Source organism: Paenibacillus sp. FSL R5-0517, from assembly GCF_037974355.1.
Lineage (GTDB): Bacteria > Bacillota > Bacilli > Paenibacillales > Paenibacillaceae > Paenibacillus.
Genome location: NZ_CP150235.1, coordinates 1,437,762 through 1,457,573, shown reverse-complemented (window position 1 = coordinate 1,457,573; position 19,812 = coordinate 1,437,762). Strand labels below are relative to the sequence as shown.

Genomic DNA, 19,812 nt, shown 5'->3' with positions numbered 1-19,812 from the left:
TTTCACTACAAGAAAATAAAGTTTTTATTCAAAAATATGCCCCTGCTGAAGATCAGGTTCGACTTATGCCGTCACAACTTGACCGGAATCAGCCTGTTCGACTTCTTTTTTCGGACGTCTGCCATTCCAAAGGAAGTAAGCAAGCGTCAGCAGAATAGATGCACCTGCATAGATACTAAGAATTCCTGCCTGATGCCACATCACATCCAGATTACCACTCGATACAACAGCTTTGAAGCCCATAATGCTGTGTGTCATTGGCAACCAAGGGCTAAATGCCTGAAGCCACGATGGAATCAGTTCTACCGGGAATGTACCTGCACTAGCCGCAAGTTGGAAGACCAGCAGCAGAATGACAACATAACGTCCAGGCAGATCCAGCCAGGTTACAAGCGCCTGAACGATCAACATGAAGGTCAGCCCTGTAATAATGGTAAACAGATAGAACAGCCCTACACTGTGCGTCTCCAGTCCAAGACCATATAACATGAAGCTTGCCACGATAACCGATTGGAAGATACTCACGGAGCCAAATACCAGTGTCCGGCTGACAAAACGATTCCAGCCTGTTGCACCAGGTACGGACGTTTCCCGCATTTTCAATACAATCGTCGAAATCAATGATCCCACAAACAGACCGATCGACAGGAAGAACGGTGTCAATCCTGTACCATAATTGCTCACGTTCTCTGCCGTGTTCTCCGAGGAGTTCACCGGTTCAGCGAACATGTTCACCACATCATCCGTTTTCTTCACTTCGGATGTTTTCTGCGCGGCATCATTCAGCTTGGTTGCCAGTTCACTTGAGCCATCTTTTAGCTCAGTAAGACCGTCAGCCAGTTTGCCTGCGCCATCACCCAGTTGCTTGGAACCATCGGTTAGTGAACTAACGCCACCACTGAGTTTGCCCACACCCGTTTGCAAAGCTGTTGTACCTGAGCCCAGCTGCTTGGCACCATTCGCCAACAATGTACCGCCACTTGCAGCATCACCCAATTTGCCGCTGAACTGCTTCAGACCATCGGAGAGTTTCTCTCCCCCTTGACTAAGCTGTCCGGCTCCAGCCAGCAATTGCTTCTGTCCATCTACCAGCTGGTCTGCACCAGCAAGTAGTTGCTTCTGACCACCATGGAGCTCGGATGCGCCCGCGGCCAACTGCTGGTTGCCCTGATGCAGCTGATCTGCACCCTGTGCAAGCTTCTGCTCGCTCTCATGCAGTTGCGCACTGCCATCGGCAACCGCTTCACTTGCGGCAAGCAGTTTCTGTACATCCGCATTTTCGGCGAGTTCCGGGTTCGATGCAGCAAGCTGCTTCAATCCGGCGGCTACGCTCTGTGCTCCATCCGCAACCTTCCCACTGCCATCCACAGCCGATTGCAGGCCTGTTGCCAGTGTACCGCTGCCCTGAACGGCACTTTGCAGACCGTCAGACAGCTTCGCACTGCCCTGTTCTGACGATGCCAGGCCAGCCTGCAACTTACTTGTACCATCCAGTGAAGATTGAAGGCCCGTTTCCAACTTGGCACTGCCATCCTTCAACTGATCTGCTCCGCTCTGAAGCTGGCTCGAAGCGGCTGCCTGAAGCTGTTGCAGACCCGATACAAGATTCGTTGTTCCACTTTCAAGCTTGGTCGCACCCGTGTGCAACGCGTTAACCCCATCACTTAATGGAGAAAGTCCTTCCTGAAGTTCAAGCGTCCCGGATGCAAGCTTCGCCAAGTTATCCTTGAGCTTAACTGCACCATCATCCAGTTTGCCTGCGCCGGTATTCAGTTCACCAGCTCCATCACCCGCCTCCGCTAAGCCATCAGATACTTCGGAGAACTTGTCGAGCAAAGTCTCTGCATAGGATTCTGTTACTTTGGCTGAGACTTTGGCTTTCAGATCCTTAATCGCGGTCTTGCCGATCTGTGCCCCGACAAAGCTGTAATTGCCATTCGGTTCGTAGATCAGGTCAGCCGGTGCCGGCTTGTCATCGAGCAACGTTGTTGCTTGAGATGAGAAGTTCTCCGGAATCGTAATTTGCATATAATATTTGTCATTACTCATGCCTTCTTTGGCTTGACTCGCACTGACAAAGTCCCATTTAAAATCTGCATTTTTCTTCAGCTCATCCACCAGATCATTACCTACATGAAGTGATTTGCCCTCCAGCTCTGCGCCTTTATCCAGATTGACAACGGCAACCGGCATCTCATCCACATGACCATATGGGTCCCAATAAGCCGCCAGATAGATGCCACTATACAGGATCGGTATAAACATAATTGCAATAACAGGGATCAACACCTTCGGGTTTCTCACGGCCGATCCCACATCCTTGAAAAACACGGATAAAGATTTCATGTCATTTTCTCCCCTTAATCTCTCTGCTTCATGAGCAGGAATAACTATAATGAAATAAAATGTCGCGTTCCAGAAAAATTACCGAAACACGAAGTGACCATTTTCCTCAAACGGTCAATTTAAAGCAAAAAAACAAACCTGTCTTCCGACAAGCCTCGCTGCCATACATGTATGATAACCCTTATTTATAGTAGAATAAATTCGGATTACGTTACAGCAGCAATTCCTTCCATTAAGAAAAGGCGAAAGTAATTCTTGATTTCCTCTTTGCTCAGTGGTTGATGTTGTTTGTTCCAATCAGAGGTGAGTGCAATATACAAGCGAATCATCATAAAAGCGACCACTTGCGGATCACAATCCCGAATCTCTCCATTATCCTTCGCTTTCTCAAGCTCCCGAGCCAGAAAATCGGAAATAACTTTCTCCACTTTGTCCAAACCTTCCTTGGCCTGCAGTGTTCCAAAGTCCTTCAATTCCTGTGATAACTTAACCAGCAGCTCGTGATCACGGCGGAATTCCAACAACGCATCCAGCACCCGAAAGAGATTATCAAAAAATGCACTTTCCTGATGCACTTCACGATGTGCGATGTTCTTCATTTCCTGAATCACTTCTACCAGAATCTGATCAAACAATTGTTCCTTGTTGGTGAAAAACGTATAGATCGTTCCTTTGCCCACGTTCGCAATCTTGGCGACCTGGTCCATCGTAGTTGCTTTGTATCCAAACATGGCAAACGACTGGGCTGCTGCATGAATAACCTGCTGTCTCCTGTCAATCGGAGCCATCATATCCCTCCTTTTACTCCATTCAATGTTCATTCGTCCTACATAAATGACCAAAAATACAATTCGGTCATTCGGTCAAAATATACATTACCACCTCAGCAATAAGATTGCAACCCTAACATTTTAAATATTGTGTTAATTTTTTTTAACCGAAATGCAGTGGAAACTCCTTCTGTCGTCGTCTATAGTGTAAGATGACTCAAACATACGTATATAAATGAAGCCAGAATGTCTCAGACCAAGAGATATGGTGTAAATATTTATGGATGAAACATGATTCTGCGCTTCAATGTATATTCATGTAGTAATGTATGATCCATAGCTAACGAAAACGATGAATATCTTCATTATGAATTAAAACTTATGAATAAAGGTGAACTCATGCGAAAACCAAGAGTGCTCTTATTATCGGAAGGATTCGGTACCGGTCACACTCAGGCCGCTCATGCGCTGGCACATGGCATCAAAAAAGTCAGTCCACATGTTCACAGTCGTGTCATTGAACTAGGCAAATTTTTAAACCCAACGGTAGCTCCATTAATCTTTTCTGCATATCGGAAGACACTGTCGGTTCAACCCAAACTGGTCAGTCTGTTGTACCGCACACAGTACAACAAGTCATTAAATGGCTTTACCAAGCTGGCGTTGCATCGAATTTTCTATACACAGACAGCACAGGTCGTATCCCAACTGAAACCAGATGCGGTGATCTGTACCCATCCTTTTCCAAATGCAGTGATCTCCCGGCTCAAACGCCAGGGCCTGAATATCCCGCTCTATACCGTCGTGACGGATTATGACGTGCATGGAACATGGATTAATCCGGAAGTGAATAAATATCTGGTCTCCACCCCTCAGGTCAAAGCATTACTTGAAATTCGAGGGGTCGATCCCTCCCACATTCAGATCACGGGAATTCCTGTGCATCCTGACTTCTGGGAAGCGGGTGACAAAGTAAAGTTGCGGCAAGAGATGGGGCTTCAGAACATGCCTACCGCACTGCTTATGGGTGGAGGCTGGGGACTTTCTTTTGATGAGGATCATATGAAAGCTCTCACGTCCTGGGCAGATCGTGTTCAATTGGTGTTTTGTCTTGGTAGCAACGAGAAAATGATTGCAAAAATGAAGGAGATGCCTTGCTTCCAGCACCCTAATATTCGTATTCTGGGATATACCCGTGAAGTAAGCAAACTGATGGATGTATCCGATGTGCTAATCACGAAGCCTGGTGGCATGACATGTACCGAAGCGTTGGCTAAGCGGTTACCCATGCTGTTCATTCCTCCGCTGGCGGGTCAAGAGGAAGAGAACTGTGAATACTTTGTACAAGCCGGATACGGCCAGGTCATCCACTCTGCCGATGTGATTACCAAACGTTTCAGCCAACTCTGTGAACAGGCATCCACTCAAGCTGAAAGCCCGCTGAACGTAGCACATATTACCGGCAGCCGTTCAGCCTATGATCCAACGTGTTGCGCCCAAGCTGTTCATGATTTATTATTCCCGACGACAGCCGAAGTTACGAAAACACCCGTAGAGCGATTCTCAGCCGGAATTGCTGCCACGTCCTTGTCAGGTACCAGAATCCCATTCTAACGTCTCTATGGACCTATAGAACAGCTCTCATGAGGTGTTATAGAGGACAAGGCAAGTGCTCACGATATACAAAGAAGGTTCCCTTCCGAATTATTGGAAGGGAACCTTCTTTTATTTTCATTGATTTCGACCGTATGATTTGGCAGAAAAAAGGGTAATTTAGAGTATAACCATATTTTAAATAACGAAATAAAACTACGATTCAGGCTTTTTGAAGGGGCCGTGTGAAGCACACACTGTTAACTACCCTGCCTGTTTGCAGAATTTACGGGTCGATTACTTGTAGAAAGTATGATGACCGATCGTTTTTACTTTTTTCTGCGAGCGGGCAACTGTCAGATCGTCGGCAAGCGTCAATGATAAGAAATAATACGTATCATCGGCAACTTCCTTCTTCCCGTTCAGCGCAGCATTCACTGCTTTGATACTGTCCTCGTTGGGAACCACACGTTTCAAACGTCCGTTCGCTACAGGACTGAACTGGGATTTCTGATAGATCACCTTGTAAATGGTATCGGGAAAATTGGCTGACCGCAGCCGGTTTAAGACAACATTGGCAACTGCCACTTTGCCTTCGTACGGTTCACCTTCCGCCTCTGCCATGACGATTTTTTGCAGCAGATGCAGTTCTTTATCGGACACACTGTATGACCAGGTTGCGAGTTTCGAGTCTTCCTGGTTCAGAAGTTTGGTCCGCGTAAAGTATAGTTTTTGGGGGGGAGTTGTTACAGCAGCCACCGCTTTGGCACGTTCCACTTTGGCCAATTTCAGTGCAGCTTCTTTTTTGGCTTTGGCCGCAGCTACAGCTCTAGCTTTGTTCTTGGCCTTGGCTTCTTGCAATTCCTGCTTTTCTTGAGCAGTCGTCAACCAGTTCTTCGCTGGCAGAGATTCAGTCCACGCTACGGTTTGTGTAGACAGACTTGTCCCATCTTCCATCATGCGCCTCTCTTCTTGCGCAGATGTTTGGTTATTTTGCACAGAAGCCGCAAGTTCGGTCATCTGTTTACTATCACTAGCTTCATTCCACTTCCCCGTCGCCTGAACGACATTTACCCCCACTATACATACAAGCAGCACTGATAACATCGGTGCTACCCAACGATTCTTGCTTATAATGTTCATTCGAAGATTCCTCCTGTCGAAACATTTCCCTTATCTAAGTAACCCAAAAAAAAGAATTTGAATAACGATGGCTAATATTACATAGGGATAAACGTAATGTCAATGTGATTTTATGGCATAAAAATGATTATCAGGAAAAAGAGAACGTGTCCACGACCTCATACATTGGAGATTGTCCAAGCCTTGTCACATAAAGTACAATGTCCTCCACCATCCATGAATTAACACCTGAGGCATGTTCCGGAAGCACTCCAGATACCCCTTTATTCTCATTACCTGGGAGTTGTCCCAGATATTTTCTAGCAACGGTGATGTGGGGAGCATATGGTCTTAATTCAGCTTCGAATCCAAGAGTCGATGTGGCCTGAACGATTTGTTTTTGCAATGAAATCAACCGATCCATCTCTCCGCTAACACCCTTCCATAACACTTTAGGCGCTTCTTCAAGTCCAAATGTGCCCCAATCCGCAAGCTGAAGTTCAAACGCCTGGAATTCAACTGCTACTGAGCGCAACGCTTTCCGAAGATGTCCAATCTCACTAACAAGTGTATCTCCAAGAAATTGCAAGGTTATATGATAATCCCGATGATCTGTCCATTTACGAAAATCAAGCTTGTTCTGTACAAGCCTCGCGTCCATCTGAAGAGACTGCTGAACAGGACCAGGAAGACGAATCGCCACAAACAATCTTTCCCGTCGGGATGAATGATCCTGATGTGATTGGTTATTCATTGCATACACCTCTCTAAAGTTCGCTCTATTATTTCATAACTATACATATCGTTTCAAGTTGGGTAAGTATAGAGTGACACAAAGATAACCATTTGCAAATAAGGCTAGATTCCTGCATTTACCACCTTATGCACATCCAACATCAAATCTGATACACTGCAATTATCAAACTTATCAAACTATTGATCTCAGGAGGACCACACATTATGGGTAAAATTGTATGTTTTCCATCTCTATCCGAAGAACAGAAACAACGCATTCAGAACGCCGCACCGGGGTACACCCTGACATTCGGAAAAGCCAAGGAATTGGACCCTGCTGCGTTGAAAGAGGCTGAGATTATTCTCGGTTGGTCACCTCTTGTCACTGAACATGCATTGAGACAAGACAGCCTGTTGAAGTGGGTTCAGGTCTGGTCCGCTGGTGTGGACAATCTTCCTTTTGCAGATTTGCAGCAGAAGAACATTCAGGTCACCAGTGCAAATGGAGTTCACGCCATTCCAATCACCGAAATTATTCTGGGCATGATGTTATCCCACAGCCGCTGGCTGAGACAAGCCATGTTGCATCAACAGCAGTCCGAATGGAAAGCTCCCGCCAAACCCCTACCCGAACTGCACGGCAAAACAGCGGTCATCGTTGGTGTAGGTGAGATTGGAACCGAAACAGCCCGCATCCTCAAAGCACTCGGCATGCGAACGATCGGTGTTCGTCGCTCAGGCAAAGATGTGCCCAACGTGGATCAGATGTACGACATGACCGGGCTGCATGAAGCCTTGAGCCAAGGCGATTATGTGATTAATATTTTACCGTTGACCGATGAAACCAAACATATATATGATCAAACTGCATTTGAGCATTTCCAATCTGGTGCATGTTTCGTCAATGTGGGCCGCGGCCCCAGTGTGAAAACGGAAGCCTTGCTGAATGCACTCCAAAACGGCCAGGTTGCCTTCGCCGCACTGGACGTGTTCGAAGAAGAACCCCTTCCGGCAGACCACCCGTTATGGGGCATGGATAACGTCTTAATGACGCCACATATCGCAGGAAGCACGGAGCAATACACGGATCGTGCCCTCGATATTTTCGTCAAAAATCTGGAAGCTTATGTAGCTGGCCAGACACTTCCGCTTAACCTGGTGGATTATAGTCATAAATATTAACACAAACATCCGTTCCCATGCAATATTGTGCAAATCAGATCAACGATATCAATTGAACTAAACAATATTTACACTTACAACTCCGATGACAGAACAACCTTCCGCTCACTGTTATTCCCAGATTTTTTTGACTCACTTTTAGAAAAGTGAAAATCTGGGAATAAAGGCGAAGAGTATGCTTACGATGCAGCTTTCTTGCAGAAAGCTTTTAGCTCCGCTTCTTCAGGTTATTTCCGTCCTCTACGTTTCTCGTGTAAATCGTTAGTTCAATTAAAATGTACACAGTAAAAAAACTCTACCTCTGGAAATTTCCTTAGAGGTAGAGTTTTGTTTTTTTTATACTTACACACACAACCAGATATGACGTATAAACGTGCCTTTGTTTACTGTTCGGTACTCTTTTACTGTCCATCCCGCTTCCAACAAGTGCTCTTCTACCCACTCTGTGGAAACAATCACTGCCCGCTGGGTCAATCTGCGCAAGCTCTTCAGCATGTCTCGTTGCTCAGCATCTGGGAGTACAGAACAGAGATTATAGGGCATGTCCAGAATTGCTGCATCATACCGATCTTGCAGTTCATTCATATCCCCTAACGTGATTCGATCCGAATCATATCCATAATGCGGCAGATTGATACGTGCACCTCGGACAGCCAGAGGATTCAAGTCGTTACCTCTCGCATCAATTCCCATGGATAAAGCTTCAATGACAACTGTTCCCATACCGCAGCACGGATCAAGTAATCGATGGTTTTCCACGTTCGGAACAGCAATATTCACCAGCGCTCTGGCGAGTGTGATGCCAAATCCAGTCGAGTAATTTTGCGGCTTCTGCCGATGAATCTGCCATGATCGATCAGCTTCTGTCCACTGGCCCAAGATCCATTTTTCTCCTGTTTGGATTAGGCCGAAAGTCACTTTTGGTTGCTTCATCTGTGCCTTGCCTTTAATGCACATGCCGACTTCTTTTTCCAGTTGACGAGACTGTGCATAATCAGGGGCATGATCCCCTTCTTTCAGACAAATCACCTTAAATGTCTCTTCTGGCAACAGCTGAATCTCTTTGGCAAGAGGGAGCAGGTCATTCACCGTATTGCCTTCACCGATTACATCTAATCTGCCATGGATAAAAGGACTACGTCCAGGTGATATATGTCGTTCAGACCACACATATGCTCCCCTATCCATACCGATCTCTGAACTCGGTTCAAGCAACGTATTCAGCTCCAGCATGCATAATTCACGCTCGTTCTCGTGGCAAGCAAAGGTGTAGAGGTATTTCCCAGAAGTAGTGTAACTACCAAGTGTTCCATCAGGCAAAATTCTCCTCTCCTTCCTTCATTAATCATGTTTCTTCTATATAGATAGTAGCTCAGTGTATACATATCAAATATCAGCTGTTACGAATGCTTCAGGTAGTCATTGTATACAATGTTAGACGGCTAGACAACTATCCATTTCTTTGGAGGTAACTATTTGGAAAGAAAAAAATAAGGTGTCCCCAGGATCGAGGAACACCTTATTTTATTTTGAGATTCTCAACAGCCCGCCCATGCACGAGCCAGTTTCTTCTATTATAAGAAGAAGGTTATATTTTTAATTTTTCAATGGATGTTAGCAAATCTTCCGATAATTCTTTCAGACTTTGAATGTTGCCACTAATCGTTTCCATGGAACTGACCTGCTCTTCCGCCGATGCAGAAACTTCTTCCACACTTGCTGCTGATTGTTCCGAAACAGCCGAAATCTGCTGACTGAAATCATTCATTCGTCCGCTTGCTTCCTGCATTCCCGCGAGGCCATCTGTCATGGTGCTGATCACACCTACCATGCCTTCCACCGATTCATTAATCGTACGGAAGAGCTGACCTGAAGCAAGTACATGTTCCTGACCCAGTTCGGTCTCCTGAACGCCTGTACGCAATTCCGCAACCACCCCTTGTGACTCCTGCTGAATATCCTCGGTAATCGCCGTGATCTCTTCGACCGAAGTCTGCACAGCTTCCGATAACTTCCGCACTTCTGAGGCCACTACGGCGAACCCGCGTCCACTCTCTCCCGCACGGGCTGCTTCAATGGAGGCATTCAATGCCAGCAGGTTGGTTTGGCGTGCAATTTCATGAATGACCTGAACCAGCTTGGAGATATCTTCATTTTTACGATTCAGCCGTTCCATTTTGTTCATGGAAGTTGAGACCGCTCCGGAAATCTGTTGCATCTGCTGAACTGACTGTTCCATCGCCTTGCGACCATTCAGCCCTTGCTCCAGTACAAGATCCGACATGACGCGTAGCTGACTGCCTTGCTCCGTATGATTCTGGATGTGATCATTCAGCACTTCAACCGTACGAGCTGATTCCACCGCTGTCTCTGCCTGACTTTCCGCAGCCTTGGCCGACTCTTCCATGGTCACAGCAATTTGGCGACTGCCAATCTTAACCTCTTCGGAGGAGATTGCCAGTTCCCCGCTCTGACGATTGACAGCTTCCGCAATTCGTCTAACGCTCAGAACCATGGAAGTCAGGTTACCTTTCATGTCATTCACCGCTTTGGCCAGAACACCGACTTCGTCCTCATGTCTGGTATGTATATCCTGTACATTCAATTGGCCTTCTGCAATCAGTTTCACCGAACTAATAACACGCAGCAGTGGTTTCACGACCTGTGAACGAATAATCGGAATACTGATCGCTGTAATGACAATCATGACAAGAACACCGATAATAATGATTATTCTACCATCCTGAACCGATCTGATCGTTTGGGCCGCCGCAATATCGGACTGTTTCTGATTGTATTCCACAAGATAATCCAGATCGACTTGCATGGCGTCAAAGGAGTCTGCACCTTTTTCAGCGACTTCCTTGGCCAGCTGTGTCTGACCCTCATCACTCAGCTTGATTGCTTGCGTATTAATCTTAAGATACGCTTCCCATTTATTCTTGAACGCATTCCAGTGTTCGAGTTCCTCCGTAGACTTTTCCTGCTGGTCATAAATTTTAATCGCCTGTGTTGTTTCACGAATATACTTGGTACGCTCTTCTAACAAAGCTCCCTTGTCCAATTTATCCGCGTCAAAGTGACGATAACTTAGCGAAAGAACGTGCTCCGTAGTGTAGTTTAACCGGTTAATTTGCTGGATTGATGGCATCCAATTGTTTGTAATCTCATTTGTGTTGGATTCGATTGAATTCATGCGGGTGACAATGGTGACACTCAAAATAATCAAACAGAGGATTAACAAGTAGAACGCGATGCTGATACGCAGACCGATACTTTTGATCTTAAATCTGCTGAACATATGATTTCCCCCTTGACCTCTTCGGTCATCCCGAATTCAGGTGCTTTTGTCATTGTTTTCCCCTTCTTTTGACCTCTTGTCAAAAGAACTTATCTATATTATATCGATAGGAAAATAGACGTAAAGTATTATAACATTATTTTGTTATTAAGAAGCTTAATTTAGTAAAGTCTTGTTGAATTTTGGCATATTCTACAATAAAGAGCTGCAGCATACGGTAACATCCCGATCTGCAGCTCTCTGCTTTATTCAAATTTTAACGGTTTGCATCATAAAGTGCTTCGCCTACTTCAAGATTGCTCTGTCTTTGCTCGGCCAGCAATCGGTAAGAATTCAGCCTGCGCTCATAATCGGGTCCTGCCGTAACCAGAAGCAACCGCTCCGTATCCAGCCTGCGACTTACTTGTTCCAATTGACCCCATACCTGCTCAGGTGTACCTGCATAGTGCCGCTCAGCTTCATGAAGATCAGCACTGGCTGAATCATTCGTGCCGGAGACCTCGATACTATTCGAATTCAGCTCGCTTAAACGTTCTTTTCCATCCGCCCTGCGTCTCTCTGCCATGTCACGACTCCAGGCCAAGGCATCCGTCTCTGACTCCGCACACAATACGCTGACTGCCACCATAACTTCAGGTTCCTTCATGGTTGCACTGGGAACAAATCCTTCTCGGTATCGCCTTACAGCCTCTGTACCATCAGCATCACTCATGAATTGACCAAAGACATAGCCCATGCCGAACCGTGCCGCAAATTCTGCGCTCTTTACGTTGGTCCCCAACATCCAAAGCGATAACGGAAGCTTGGGAATCGGACGAGCCGTCACAGGATGATCCTCGTAGGTATATCGATCTTCAAGCAGTTCGGTCAGTGCTGCAAGTGATTCGGGCAGCTTGGACACATGTTGCAAGTAATTGCCACTGAGTGCCATCGTCGCATGAGGACCACCGCCAGGAGCACGTCCGAGCCCAAGCTCAATGCGCCCCGGATAGAGGGTAGCCAGGAGACGGAACGACTCTGCAACCTTGAGCGGACTGTAGTGTGGCAACAGGACCGCTCCAGAGCCAAGCTGGATCGTTGTCGTTCTTGCTCCGATGTGGGATAGCAGTACTTCGGGAGAGGCCGATGCCAGTTCAGCCATATCATGATGCTCTGATGTCCAGTATCGGGTGTATCCCCAAGCCTCAGCCTGTTGCGCAAGTGCCACGGATTGTTGAAGTGCCTGTTCCGCTGTGGCATCGTTTAACCTTGGAACAAGGTCAAGTACGCCCAGACTGAACGTCTCACTCATTCTTGTAGCCAAGCGTCTCATCTCCCTTTATATCGGTTCATTTTAATCCAGATCGTAGATGGAACCTACCTTCAGTCCATAAAGTTCATTGTATATTTTCTCGGCAAATGCATCCGTCATTCCTGCAATATAATCAATCACCATATGTTCCCAGGTCCAGATCGGTTGCGCTTTGGCCTGATCCTTCTCATACCGCTGCAGCCAGTCGGATGGAATAATGGATTTGGACGTTTCCGGATCGAGGAATGCATCCCATAATCGCTTAATCATCCACTCACTTCGCTTCTGTAGCCGTTGCACACGCAGATCACGTATCATCGTCACCCATGCAAAACTCTTAAGCACACTCACCGTACGCAGCATATCAAGGTCTTCAGCCCCTTCACGGACAAAGGTAACCTTCTTCCAGTCACCATCATCAATAACACCTAGGCTGCCTACAAAGAAACTCACCCAATAAGCTTTCACCTCACGTCGGGTACGCGAGTAATCATGCTCACAGAACGGCATCTTCTCATTCCAGATGCGCAGGAACGAAGCGAGCACCTCTTCTACCTTTTGCCCAATTGCTTCCCGAGTCCATCCGTTCCAGAACAGATCCTCCAACGTTGTAATCTTATCCACAATCAGTCGATTCACATGAGGATCTTGCAGGAAGTGCTCGTGTACTTCAATTTTGCCTGCTTTGATACCATCCTCCAGGTCATGCGAGGAGTACGCAATATCGTCACATAGGTCCATCAGCTGTGCTTCAAGCGTCTTCTTGCCTGCCGGCACGTTCCAACGTTCACGGATCTCACGAATATATTGCCACTCATGATGATACATGCCTTTCTTGCTCTCTGTCCCGGGGTACGGATACTTGTTGATTCCCAGTAATACCGCATCAGACAGGTTCAGTCCGTCGATATCCTCACGCTTCTCCAAATGCATAATGAGACGGAAATTGTGTGCATTTCCTTCAAAATGCTCATATTTCCGTTTTAGCTCGGCACGAACCTCAGACTCCACCTTGGGAACTTTGGCGCTGCGGCTTTTTTTCATAATTTTCTTAGCCTCGGTGTTAATGAGGTCATCCAGAATACCGTCTAATACTTCTTCACCTTTATGTCCAAACGGCGGGTGACCGAAATCATGTGCGATTGCAGCACACTCCACCACTTCTGAATCAATAATAAGGCCGGGGTTATCGGCACGGTCCCAGTCCACCTCGGGAAAACGACGAATCAGGCTGCGGGCAGCCTCGCGTGCAATCTGCGCCACCTCCAGGGAATGGGTCAAACGAGTACGATAATAATCCCCCGTTCCTGCGCCAAACACCTGTGATTTGCCCTGTAACCGACGGAAGGTCGGTGAGTGAATGAGTCTGGAATAGTCCCGTTCGTATGCTGCACGAGATCCATCCAATTTGGTTAGTTCAGGATATTGTCTATGTTCTCTCAGATCGTTCCATTGCATGGGGATCACTCCTAGCCGACTGTCTCTATTTTGAGTGATTATACACAACATCTGTGGTTTCGAAAAGTAAAACCTGTCTGCGATTGTCATCTCTTCTTACATCAACTTGTAATAAACAGTCCTATTCTTTTATTATACCCTGCCAGACTATCATTCGTGCACCTAAATGATCATGATTCTATATTGAAAGTGACTTATGATGAAAAAAAGTGCATGATACAGTTGGCGTGGCCGTTCCGGTTACGGATCGTTCTTATGATCGCTGTTATTCCCAAATTTCTTTGATTCCCTTTAGAAAGGGAGAAATTCGGGAATAGCATGTGCTTCCGATGCAGCTTTCTTGCAGAAAGCTTTCAGGCAACCGCTTCGCTTCTTCAAAATCGATTCCGTCCCCTTCACTACTTTTGCCGTTTAATTCACACCCAATCTAAGTGACATCACATCCCCTAGAAAAGGGGATTTCATCACATTTTTGAATGACTAAAGAATTCCATTAAGATGTTTATCCATCGCTGCAATGATAGTCTGCCTACCCCACGCCCACCCCGTTGTGGGTAAAAAAACAAAAACCGACAGGACGGAAATGCCCTGTCGGATGAATATGGTAGATGCATCGAAGTAATTTAACTTCTAGCCTTAATGCTCACGCCATTTAACTCTTGAGGCGGTGTGAATTTTTGCATCAAGGATATTATCGCACCTTTGTACGATGGGAGTTTACACCATAACCTTACAGATATCGTTAGTAAACTCTACTGGATCTTGAATTGGCAATCCCTCAATCAGCAGTGCCTGATGGTACAACAAGCTTGTGTAGAGGTTCAGTTTTTCCTGATCCTGTGCGAAAGCGTCTTTCAGCGATTTGAATACATCGTGATTCACGTTGATTTCCAGCACTTTGTCGGCTTGTACGTTTTCACTGTTCGGCATAGCTTTCAGGATTTTCTCCATTTCAATCGTCAGCTCACCTTCAGTGGACAAACATACCGGGTGGCTTCTGAGGCGTTTGGAAGCTTTAACGGCTTTGACTTTACCCGCCAATTGAGCTTGCATCGCTTCAAACAACTCTTTGTTGTCGTTATCTTGAGCGTCCGTTTCTTCTTGGTCCGCGCTATCTTCGATACCCAGGTCACCACTGGAGATGGATTTGAATTCTTTCTCCTTGTAGTTCATGATCATCTTGATTGCGAACTCATCGATGTCATCGGTAAAGTACAGTACTTCGTACCCTTTCTCAAGAACACCCTCGATCTGTGGCAGCTTCTCAATACGACTAATGGACTCACCGGATGCATAGTAGATGTACTTCTGGTCTTCCGGCATTCTGGAGACGTATTCGTCCAGGCTCACGAGTTTGCCCTCTTTGGAAGACGTGAACAACAGCAGATCCTGCAATGTATCTTTGTTCACACCATAGTCACTGTATACACCATATTTCAATTGACGACCAAACGCTTGGTAGAACTTCTCGTAGTTCTCACGCTCGTCCTTCAACAGGCTTTGCAATTGGCTCTTGATTTTGTTCTTAATGTTCTTCGCGATCAGGCTAAGTTGACGGTCATGTTGCAACATCTCACGGGAGATGTTCAAGGACAGGTCTTCCGAATCCACCATACCTTTGACAAATCCGAAGTAATCTGGCAACAGATCCCCGCATTTATCCATGATCAGTACACCGTTGGAGTAGAGTTCAAGGCCTTTTTCATACTCTTTGGTATAGTAGTCAAACGGTGTGTTCTCCGGAATAAACAGGATTGCATTGTACACCACTGCGCCATCAGCGCTGATGTGCAAATGTTTGAGCGGTTTGTCAAAACCGTAGCGTTTTTCCATATAGAAGTTATTGTAATCTTCTTCGGTTAATTCGCTTTTATTTTTACGCCAGATCGGTACCATGCTGTTCACGGTTTGCTCTTCTTGGTATTCCTCGAACTCGTTCTCCGTGCCCTCTTTCGGACGTTGACCCGTCACATCCATCTTGATCGGGTAGCGAATGAAGTCGGAGTATTTCTTGATGATGGATCTCAGGCGGTACTCTTCCAAAAATTCGTCATAAGAATCTTCTTCGGTATTTTCTTTGATCGTCAGGACGATCTCTGTACCTACGGAATCTTTCTCAGCCGGTGTGATCGTGTAACCATCCGCGCCCTCGGACTCCCATTTCCAAGCCTCGTCGCTGCCCAGCGTTTTACTTGTTACGGTAAGCTTGTCCGCCACCATAAATGCCGAGTAGAAACCAACCCCGAATTGTCCGATGATGTTGTGGCCGTCTTTGGCTTCATTTTCCTTCTTAAACGCCAGGGAACCACTTTTCGCAATAACGCCCAGATTGTTCTCCAGCTCTTCCTGTGTCATCCCGATTCCGGTATCCGTCAGTGTGAGCGTGCGATTTTCTTTGTCGATGGTAAGCTTGATGAAGTAGTCCTCTTTGTTGAAAACGAGCGTATCGTCTGTCAGTGCTCTGTAGTAAATTTTATCAATGGCGTCACTGGAGTTGGAGATCAATTCTCTCAAAAAGATTTCTCTTTGGGTGTAAATGGAGTTGATCATCATATCCAGCAAACGTTTGGATTCTGCTTGGAATTCTTTTTTAGCCATGAATGGTTGGACTCCTTTCAAATTGGGATATCGAATGATTTGATTGAAAATAGGAAGTAACTGAGATAATCCTGCGGCCATTAGTAGACTCAAAAACCTTGATCGCTCTAGTCCACAGATATGTGATTCACTCTAATGGCTCATTATAAAAAATAAGTGCATGACGTTCTGCAATATAGCCGTTCCGGTTACGAATCGTTTTTCGGATCGCTGTTATCCCCGTATTTCTTTGATTCCCTTTTTAAAAAGGGAGAAATCCGGTGATAAAGGCGAACGCTCTGCTTCCTCCAAATCGATTTCGTCCCCTGCACTATTTTTGCATCTGATCAGCGACTGATTTTTTAGGATAGAGATCATCAATGAAGTGATATCTTTTATTAAACGTGGAATGCCGCTTCAGGTCTGTTGTGCCCCTTTGGGATTCGCATGTCTGACTCAGGTTCAATCTCTATTTTCAAAAACAGAATCATTCCATATGTAGGCGTATAGTAAAAACATCATTTGTTAGCACTCTAATGATCGGAGTGCTAAACCCTTCCTTTTATATAACATATGGGAAAATTGGGTGTCAATACGCAGGCGGTTATTTTAACAAAAAGATCGAATAACCCTTCTACTTTTGCACATCACCAATCATTTTAACGTAATCCCGCAGGTAAAACAAAAGCCGCCTCGAACCAAAGTTCGAACCGGCTTATGGGGGAAGATCGTAATCTGTCCATTGGTATCGTGGATGGCTTTAAAACTTGTCTATTTAATGCGCCTCGGAATATCCTCGGGTTTGCAGTGTTGAGACTGCCGTATCGATGTGTTCGTATTGATAGGTCCCTATTGCTATTTTTGTATTGATATATGTGTTGATATGTTCGTTGGTATATTGGTAACTTGGTCCTGTGATTGCTTAAATGTCTTGAGAAGTATGGCAGTTACGCGCTAACGAACCTCAGAGGCGTTAAATGGCCTTTTTGGGATGAATTTGTAATCTAACGAACCCTAGACACGCTATTGCTCAATTTAATCCAATCTATGGAGCACATTCGAAAGTTTTTCACATATTAGGGTGTGTGAAGTTCGTTAGATTAGGAAATCAGCTAAAAATCGTAAAATAAGGCTTCCCAGGTTCGTTAGAGATGATGCAGAAGTTAGCATTACAGGTACAAATAGGGACGCGTTAAAAAGTAGCACATACGCTTAGTTTTATAGTTAGCAGTGCCGCATAAAAGCGTTACAGAAAAAGTTAGAATGCAGAATAAGGTTATAAGTTACGGTTACGGTTACGGTTACGGTTACGGTTACGGTTACGGTTACGGTTTGAGTTCAAGTTTGAGTTTGAGTTTGAGTTTGAGTTTGAGTTTGAGTTTGAGTTTGAGTTTGAGTTTGAGTTTGAAAATTCTACTTTTTTGCCATTTTCGGATCAAGGGTATCGCGCAGTCCATCGCCCATGAGGTTGAAGCCGAGCACGGTCAACATGATGGAAACGCCGGGGAAGATGAGTGTCCACGGTGCTTTTTGTATAAACTGACGGGAGTCTGATAGCATTTTACCCCATTCCGGGTCAGGTGGTTGCGCACCCATGCCCAGAAATCCGAGTGCAGCAGCTTCGATAATCGCCGTTCCAATCCCGAGCGTACCCTGCACAATCAGTGGAGTAAGGCTATTGGGCAAGATATGGCGAAACAAGATTCGCCCGTTGCCTGCTCCGAGTGTCCGCGCCGACGTAATGAATTCCTCCTGTCTCAAGCTGAGTACCCGTGAACGCACCAACCTTCCGTAGGTCGGGATGTTCACGATAGCGATGGCGAGCAGCGCATTTTGCAACGATGGGCCCAATATCGCCACAATGGCGATGGCGAGCAATATCCCCGGAAAGGCAAGCAAGATATCAAATAGACGCGAGATGAGCATGTCCGCCCATTTTCCATAAAATCCGGCAATCAGACCAAGCAACGTGCCCGCAATAATGGAACCAATGACGGAGAAGAAGCCTACCCACAAGGAAATACGCGCTCCATGCAGCACTCTGGAAAACACGTCACGCCCCAGATCATCGGTACCAAACCAATGCTCTGCCGAAGGGGCCTGAAGCCGATCCACCAGCACCTGTTCCTTGTAATCGTAGGGGGCAATATATGGCGCGAGGAAAGCCAACAGAATAAAAAACACGATAATAATCAAGCCCGCAAGCGCAAGCCGATTCTTCCGAAACGTTCTCCACGCTTCCCGCCATGGACCGGCTGTGCTCGCCGATGCAGCTTCAATGGATGGTCCGGTATTGGTCGATAATTTGGCCATGCGGCGTCTCCTTTCTTGGATATGAATGATTAATGAATTCTCTATTTATAACTAATCCGAGGATCGAACACGGCGTAGAGTAAGTCCACAATCAGATTGATCACCACGAAAAAGAATGCCACGATCAGAATGCCACTCTGGATCACCGGATAGTCCCGCGAACTAATCGCTTCATATATATAACGTCCCACGCCCGGCCAAGCAAAGATCGTTTCGGTCAACACCGCACCCCCGAGCAACGATCCGGTCTGGATGCCGATAACCGTAAGCACGGGAATAAACGCATTTTTAAGGGCATGTCCATATACAACAAAAAACGGCCCCAGTCCCTTGGCTTTTGCTGTACGAATGTAATCGGAACTCATCACTTCCAGCATGCTGGAACGGGTCATCCGGGCAATAACGGCCATTGGAATGGTGCCCAGCGCTATACTCGGAAGCAACAAATGTTTCGTTACGGTCCACAACTGATTCCATTGTCCAGCGATCATCGTGTCCAGCACATACAAGCCCGTAATGGCTTCCACCGGATCACGTGCATTCATGCGCCCAATGGATGGCAGCCACTGCAATTTGTTTGCAAACAGCCATTGTTCCATCAAACCGAGCCAGAAGATCGGCATGGATACACCCACTAAAGCAATGACCATACAACAATAATCAAACCAGGAGTTGTGCTTCCATGCACTGATAATCCCGGCATTCACCCCGATAATGACAGCAAACAACATACTTGCCATCGTTAATTCAAGGGTTGCTGTCAGATAAGGCACAATTTCCTGGGCAATAGGCACCTTGGTGCGGATGGATGTTCCGAGGTCGCCTTTGATCAAATCGCCCAAGTAGGCGAAATATTGCTGGAACCAGGGTTTATCCAGACCGAGCTGGTCACGGAGGGCCTGCTTGGATTGTTCGGTTGCCTTTTGCCCAAGTATGGTCTCGGCCGGATCACCCGGAATGGCATGGATGATGGAAAAGACAATCAGGGTCATGCCCAGCAGCACGGGCAGCAACACAAGCACACGTTTGACAATATAGCTGTTCAATCCTGTTCACCTGCCTTCGACATATCATGCAAAATAAAAAGCGCTGGCAGATACGCATGCTTTGGATAGTTACGTCCG

General features: G+C 46.2%; 13 protein-coding genes. 2 read left to right on the top strand and 11 right to left on the bottom strand.

Annotated features, from left to right (window positions below; translation table 11 throughout):
- Nucleotides 1-63: 63 nt before the first annotated feature.
- Nucleotides 64-2,346, bottom strand: coding sequence for a YhgE/Pip domain-containing protein (locus tag MKX40_RS06325; RefSeq protein ID WP_339240261.1), 2,283 nt, complete (start codon nucleotides 2,344-2,346; stop codon nucleotides 64-66).
- 206 nt (nucleotides 2,347-2,552) lie between these two features.
- A complete protein-coding gene (locus tag MKX40_RS06320; RefSeq protein ID WP_339240260.1) occupies nucleotides 2,553-3,134 on the bottom strand; it encodes a TetR/AcrR family transcriptional regulator in 582 nt (193 codons plus the stop codon).
- A gap of 381 nt (nucleotides 3,135-3,515) precedes the next feature.
- Between MKX40_RS06320 and MKX40_RS06315 the strand changes: the two genes are divergently transcribed.
- Nucleotides 3,516-4,730 carry a glycosyltransferase gene (locus tag MKX40_RS06315; protein WP_339240259.1) on the top strand — a complete coding sequence of 405 codons (1,215 nt, stop codon included), beginning with the start codon at nucleotides 3,516-3,518 and terminating at the stop codon, nucleotides 4,728-4,730.
- A 276-nt stretch (nucleotides 4,731-5,006) separates the two neighbouring features.
- Here MKX40_RS06315 and MKX40_RS06310 read toward each other — a convergent pair whose 3' ends face one another.
- Entirely contained in the window at nucleotides 5,007-5,852 is an 846-nt protein-coding gene (locus tag MKX40_RS06310) for a cell wall hydrolase (RefSeq protein WP_339240257.1), read from the bottom strand.
- Between the two features lie 130 nt (nucleotides 5,853-5,982).
- Entirely contained in the window at nucleotides 5,983-6,585 is a 603-nt protein-coding gene (gene thpR, locus MKX40_RS06305) for an RNA 2',3'-cyclic phosphodiesterase (protein WP_339240256.1), read from the bottom strand.
- A gap of 206 nt (nucleotides 6,586-6,791) precedes the next feature.
- Here thpR and MKX40_RS06300 point away from each other — a divergent pair, with 206 nt between their 5' ends.
- The gene (locus MKX40_RS06300) at nucleotides 6,792-7,748 is read left to right on the top strand and encodes a D-2-hydroxyacid dehydrogenase (RefSeq protein WP_339240255.1); all 957 of its coding nucleotides are present in this window, start codon (nucleotides 6,792-6,794) and stop codon (nucleotides 7,746-7,748) included.
- A 342-nt stretch (nucleotides 7,749-8,090) separates the two neighbouring features.
- On the opposite strand, the gene MKX40_RS06295 is transcribed toward MKX40_RS06300, so the two are convergent.
- From MKX40_RS06295 to MKX40_RS06265, 7 genes are all read right to left on the bottom strand, one after another.
- The gene (locus MKX40_RS06295) at nucleotides 8,091-9,068 is read right to left on the bottom strand and encodes an RNA methyltransferase (RefSeq protein WP_339240253.1); all 978 of its coding nucleotides are present in this window, start codon (nucleotides 9,066-9,068) and stop codon (nucleotides 8,091-8,093) included.
- A 268-nt stretch (nucleotides 9,069-9,336) separates the two neighbouring features.
- Nucleotides 9,337-11,049, bottom strand: coding sequence for a methyl-accepting chemotaxis protein (locus tag MKX40_RS06290; RefSeq protein WP_339240251.1), 1,713 nt, complete (start codon nucleotides 11,047-11,049; stop codon nucleotides 9,337-9,339).
- Between the two features lie 256 nt (nucleotides 11,050-11,305).
- Nucleotides 11,306-12,340, bottom strand: a complete 1,035-nt coding sequence (locus MKX40_RS06285) for an MsnO8 family LLM class oxidoreductase (RefSeq protein ID WP_339242950.1) — start codon at nucleotides 12,338-12,340, stop codon at nucleotides 11,306-11,308.
- A gap of 42 nt (nucleotides 12,341-12,382) precedes the next feature.
- Nucleotides 12,383-13,798: a dGTP triphosphohydrolase gene (gene dgt, locus MKX40_RS06280; RefSeq protein WP_105597648.1), complete on the bottom strand. Its 1,416-nt coding sequence runs from the start codon at nucleotides 13,796-13,798 to the stop codon at nucleotides 12,383-12,385.
- Nucleotides 13,799-14,515: 717 nt separating this feature from the next.
- A complete protein-coding gene (htpG, locus tag MKX40_RS06275) occupies nucleotides 14,516-16,396 on the bottom strand; it encodes a molecular chaperone HtpG (RefSeq protein ID WP_339240249.1) in 1,881 nt (626 codons plus the stop codon).
- A 1,392-nt stretch (nucleotides 16,397-17,788) separates the two neighbouring features.
- Entirely contained in the window at nucleotides 17,789-18,688 is a 900-nt protein-coding gene (gene nikC, locus MKX40_RS06270) for a nickel transporter permease (RefSeq protein WP_339240247.1), read from the bottom strand.
- 41 nt (nucleotides 18,689-18,729) lie between these two features.
- Entirely contained in the window at nucleotides 18,730-19,734 is a 1,005-nt protein-coding gene (locus MKX40_RS06265; RefSeq protein WP_339240246.1) for an ABC transporter permease, read from the bottom strand.
- Nucleotides 19,735-19,812: the final 78 nt, after the last annotated feature.

Coding starts and splice junctions, on each gene's coding strand:
- MKX40_RS06285 (WP_339242950.1), bottom strand. CDS start 12,340: ATGAGTGAGACGTTCAGTCTGGGCGTACTTGACCTTGTTCCAAGGTTA.
- nikC (WP_339240247.1), bottom strand. CDS start 18,688: ATGGCCAAATTATCGACCAATACCGGACCATCCATTGAAGCTGCATCG.
- MKX40_RS06325 (WP_339240261.1), bottom strand. CDS start 2,346: ATGAAATCTTTATCCGTGTTTTTCAAGGATGTGGGATCGGCCGTGAGA.
- MKX40_RS06290 (WP_339240251.1), bottom strand. CDS start 11,049: ATGTTCAGCAGATTTAAGATCAAAAGTATCGGTCTGCGTATCAGCATC.
- MKX40_RS06320 (WP_339240260.1), bottom strand. CDS start 3,134: ATGGCTCCGATTGACAGGAGACAGCAGGTTATTCATGCAGCAGCCCAG.
- htpG (WP_339240249.1), bottom strand. CDS start 16,396: ATGGCTAAAAAAGAATTCCAAGCAGAATCCAAACGTTTGCTGGATATG.
- MKX40_RS06310 (WP_339240257.1), bottom strand. CDS start 5,852: ATGAACATTATAAGCAAGAATCGTTGGGTAGCACCGATGTTATCAGTG.
- thpR (WP_339240256.1), bottom strand. CDS start 6,585: ATGAATAACCAATCACATCAGGATCATTCATCCCGACGGGAAAGATTG.
- MKX40_RS06300 (WP_339240255.1), top strand. CDS start 6,792: ATGGGTAAAATTGTATGTTTTCCATCTCTATCCGAAGAACAGAAACAA.
- dgt (WP_105597648.1), bottom strand. CDS start 13,798: ATGCAATGGAACGATCTGAGAGAACATAGACAATATCCTGAACTAACC.
- MKX40_RS06315 (WP_339240259.1), top strand. CDS start 3,516: ATGCGAAAACCAAGAGTGCTCTTATTATCGGAAGGATTCGGTACCGGT.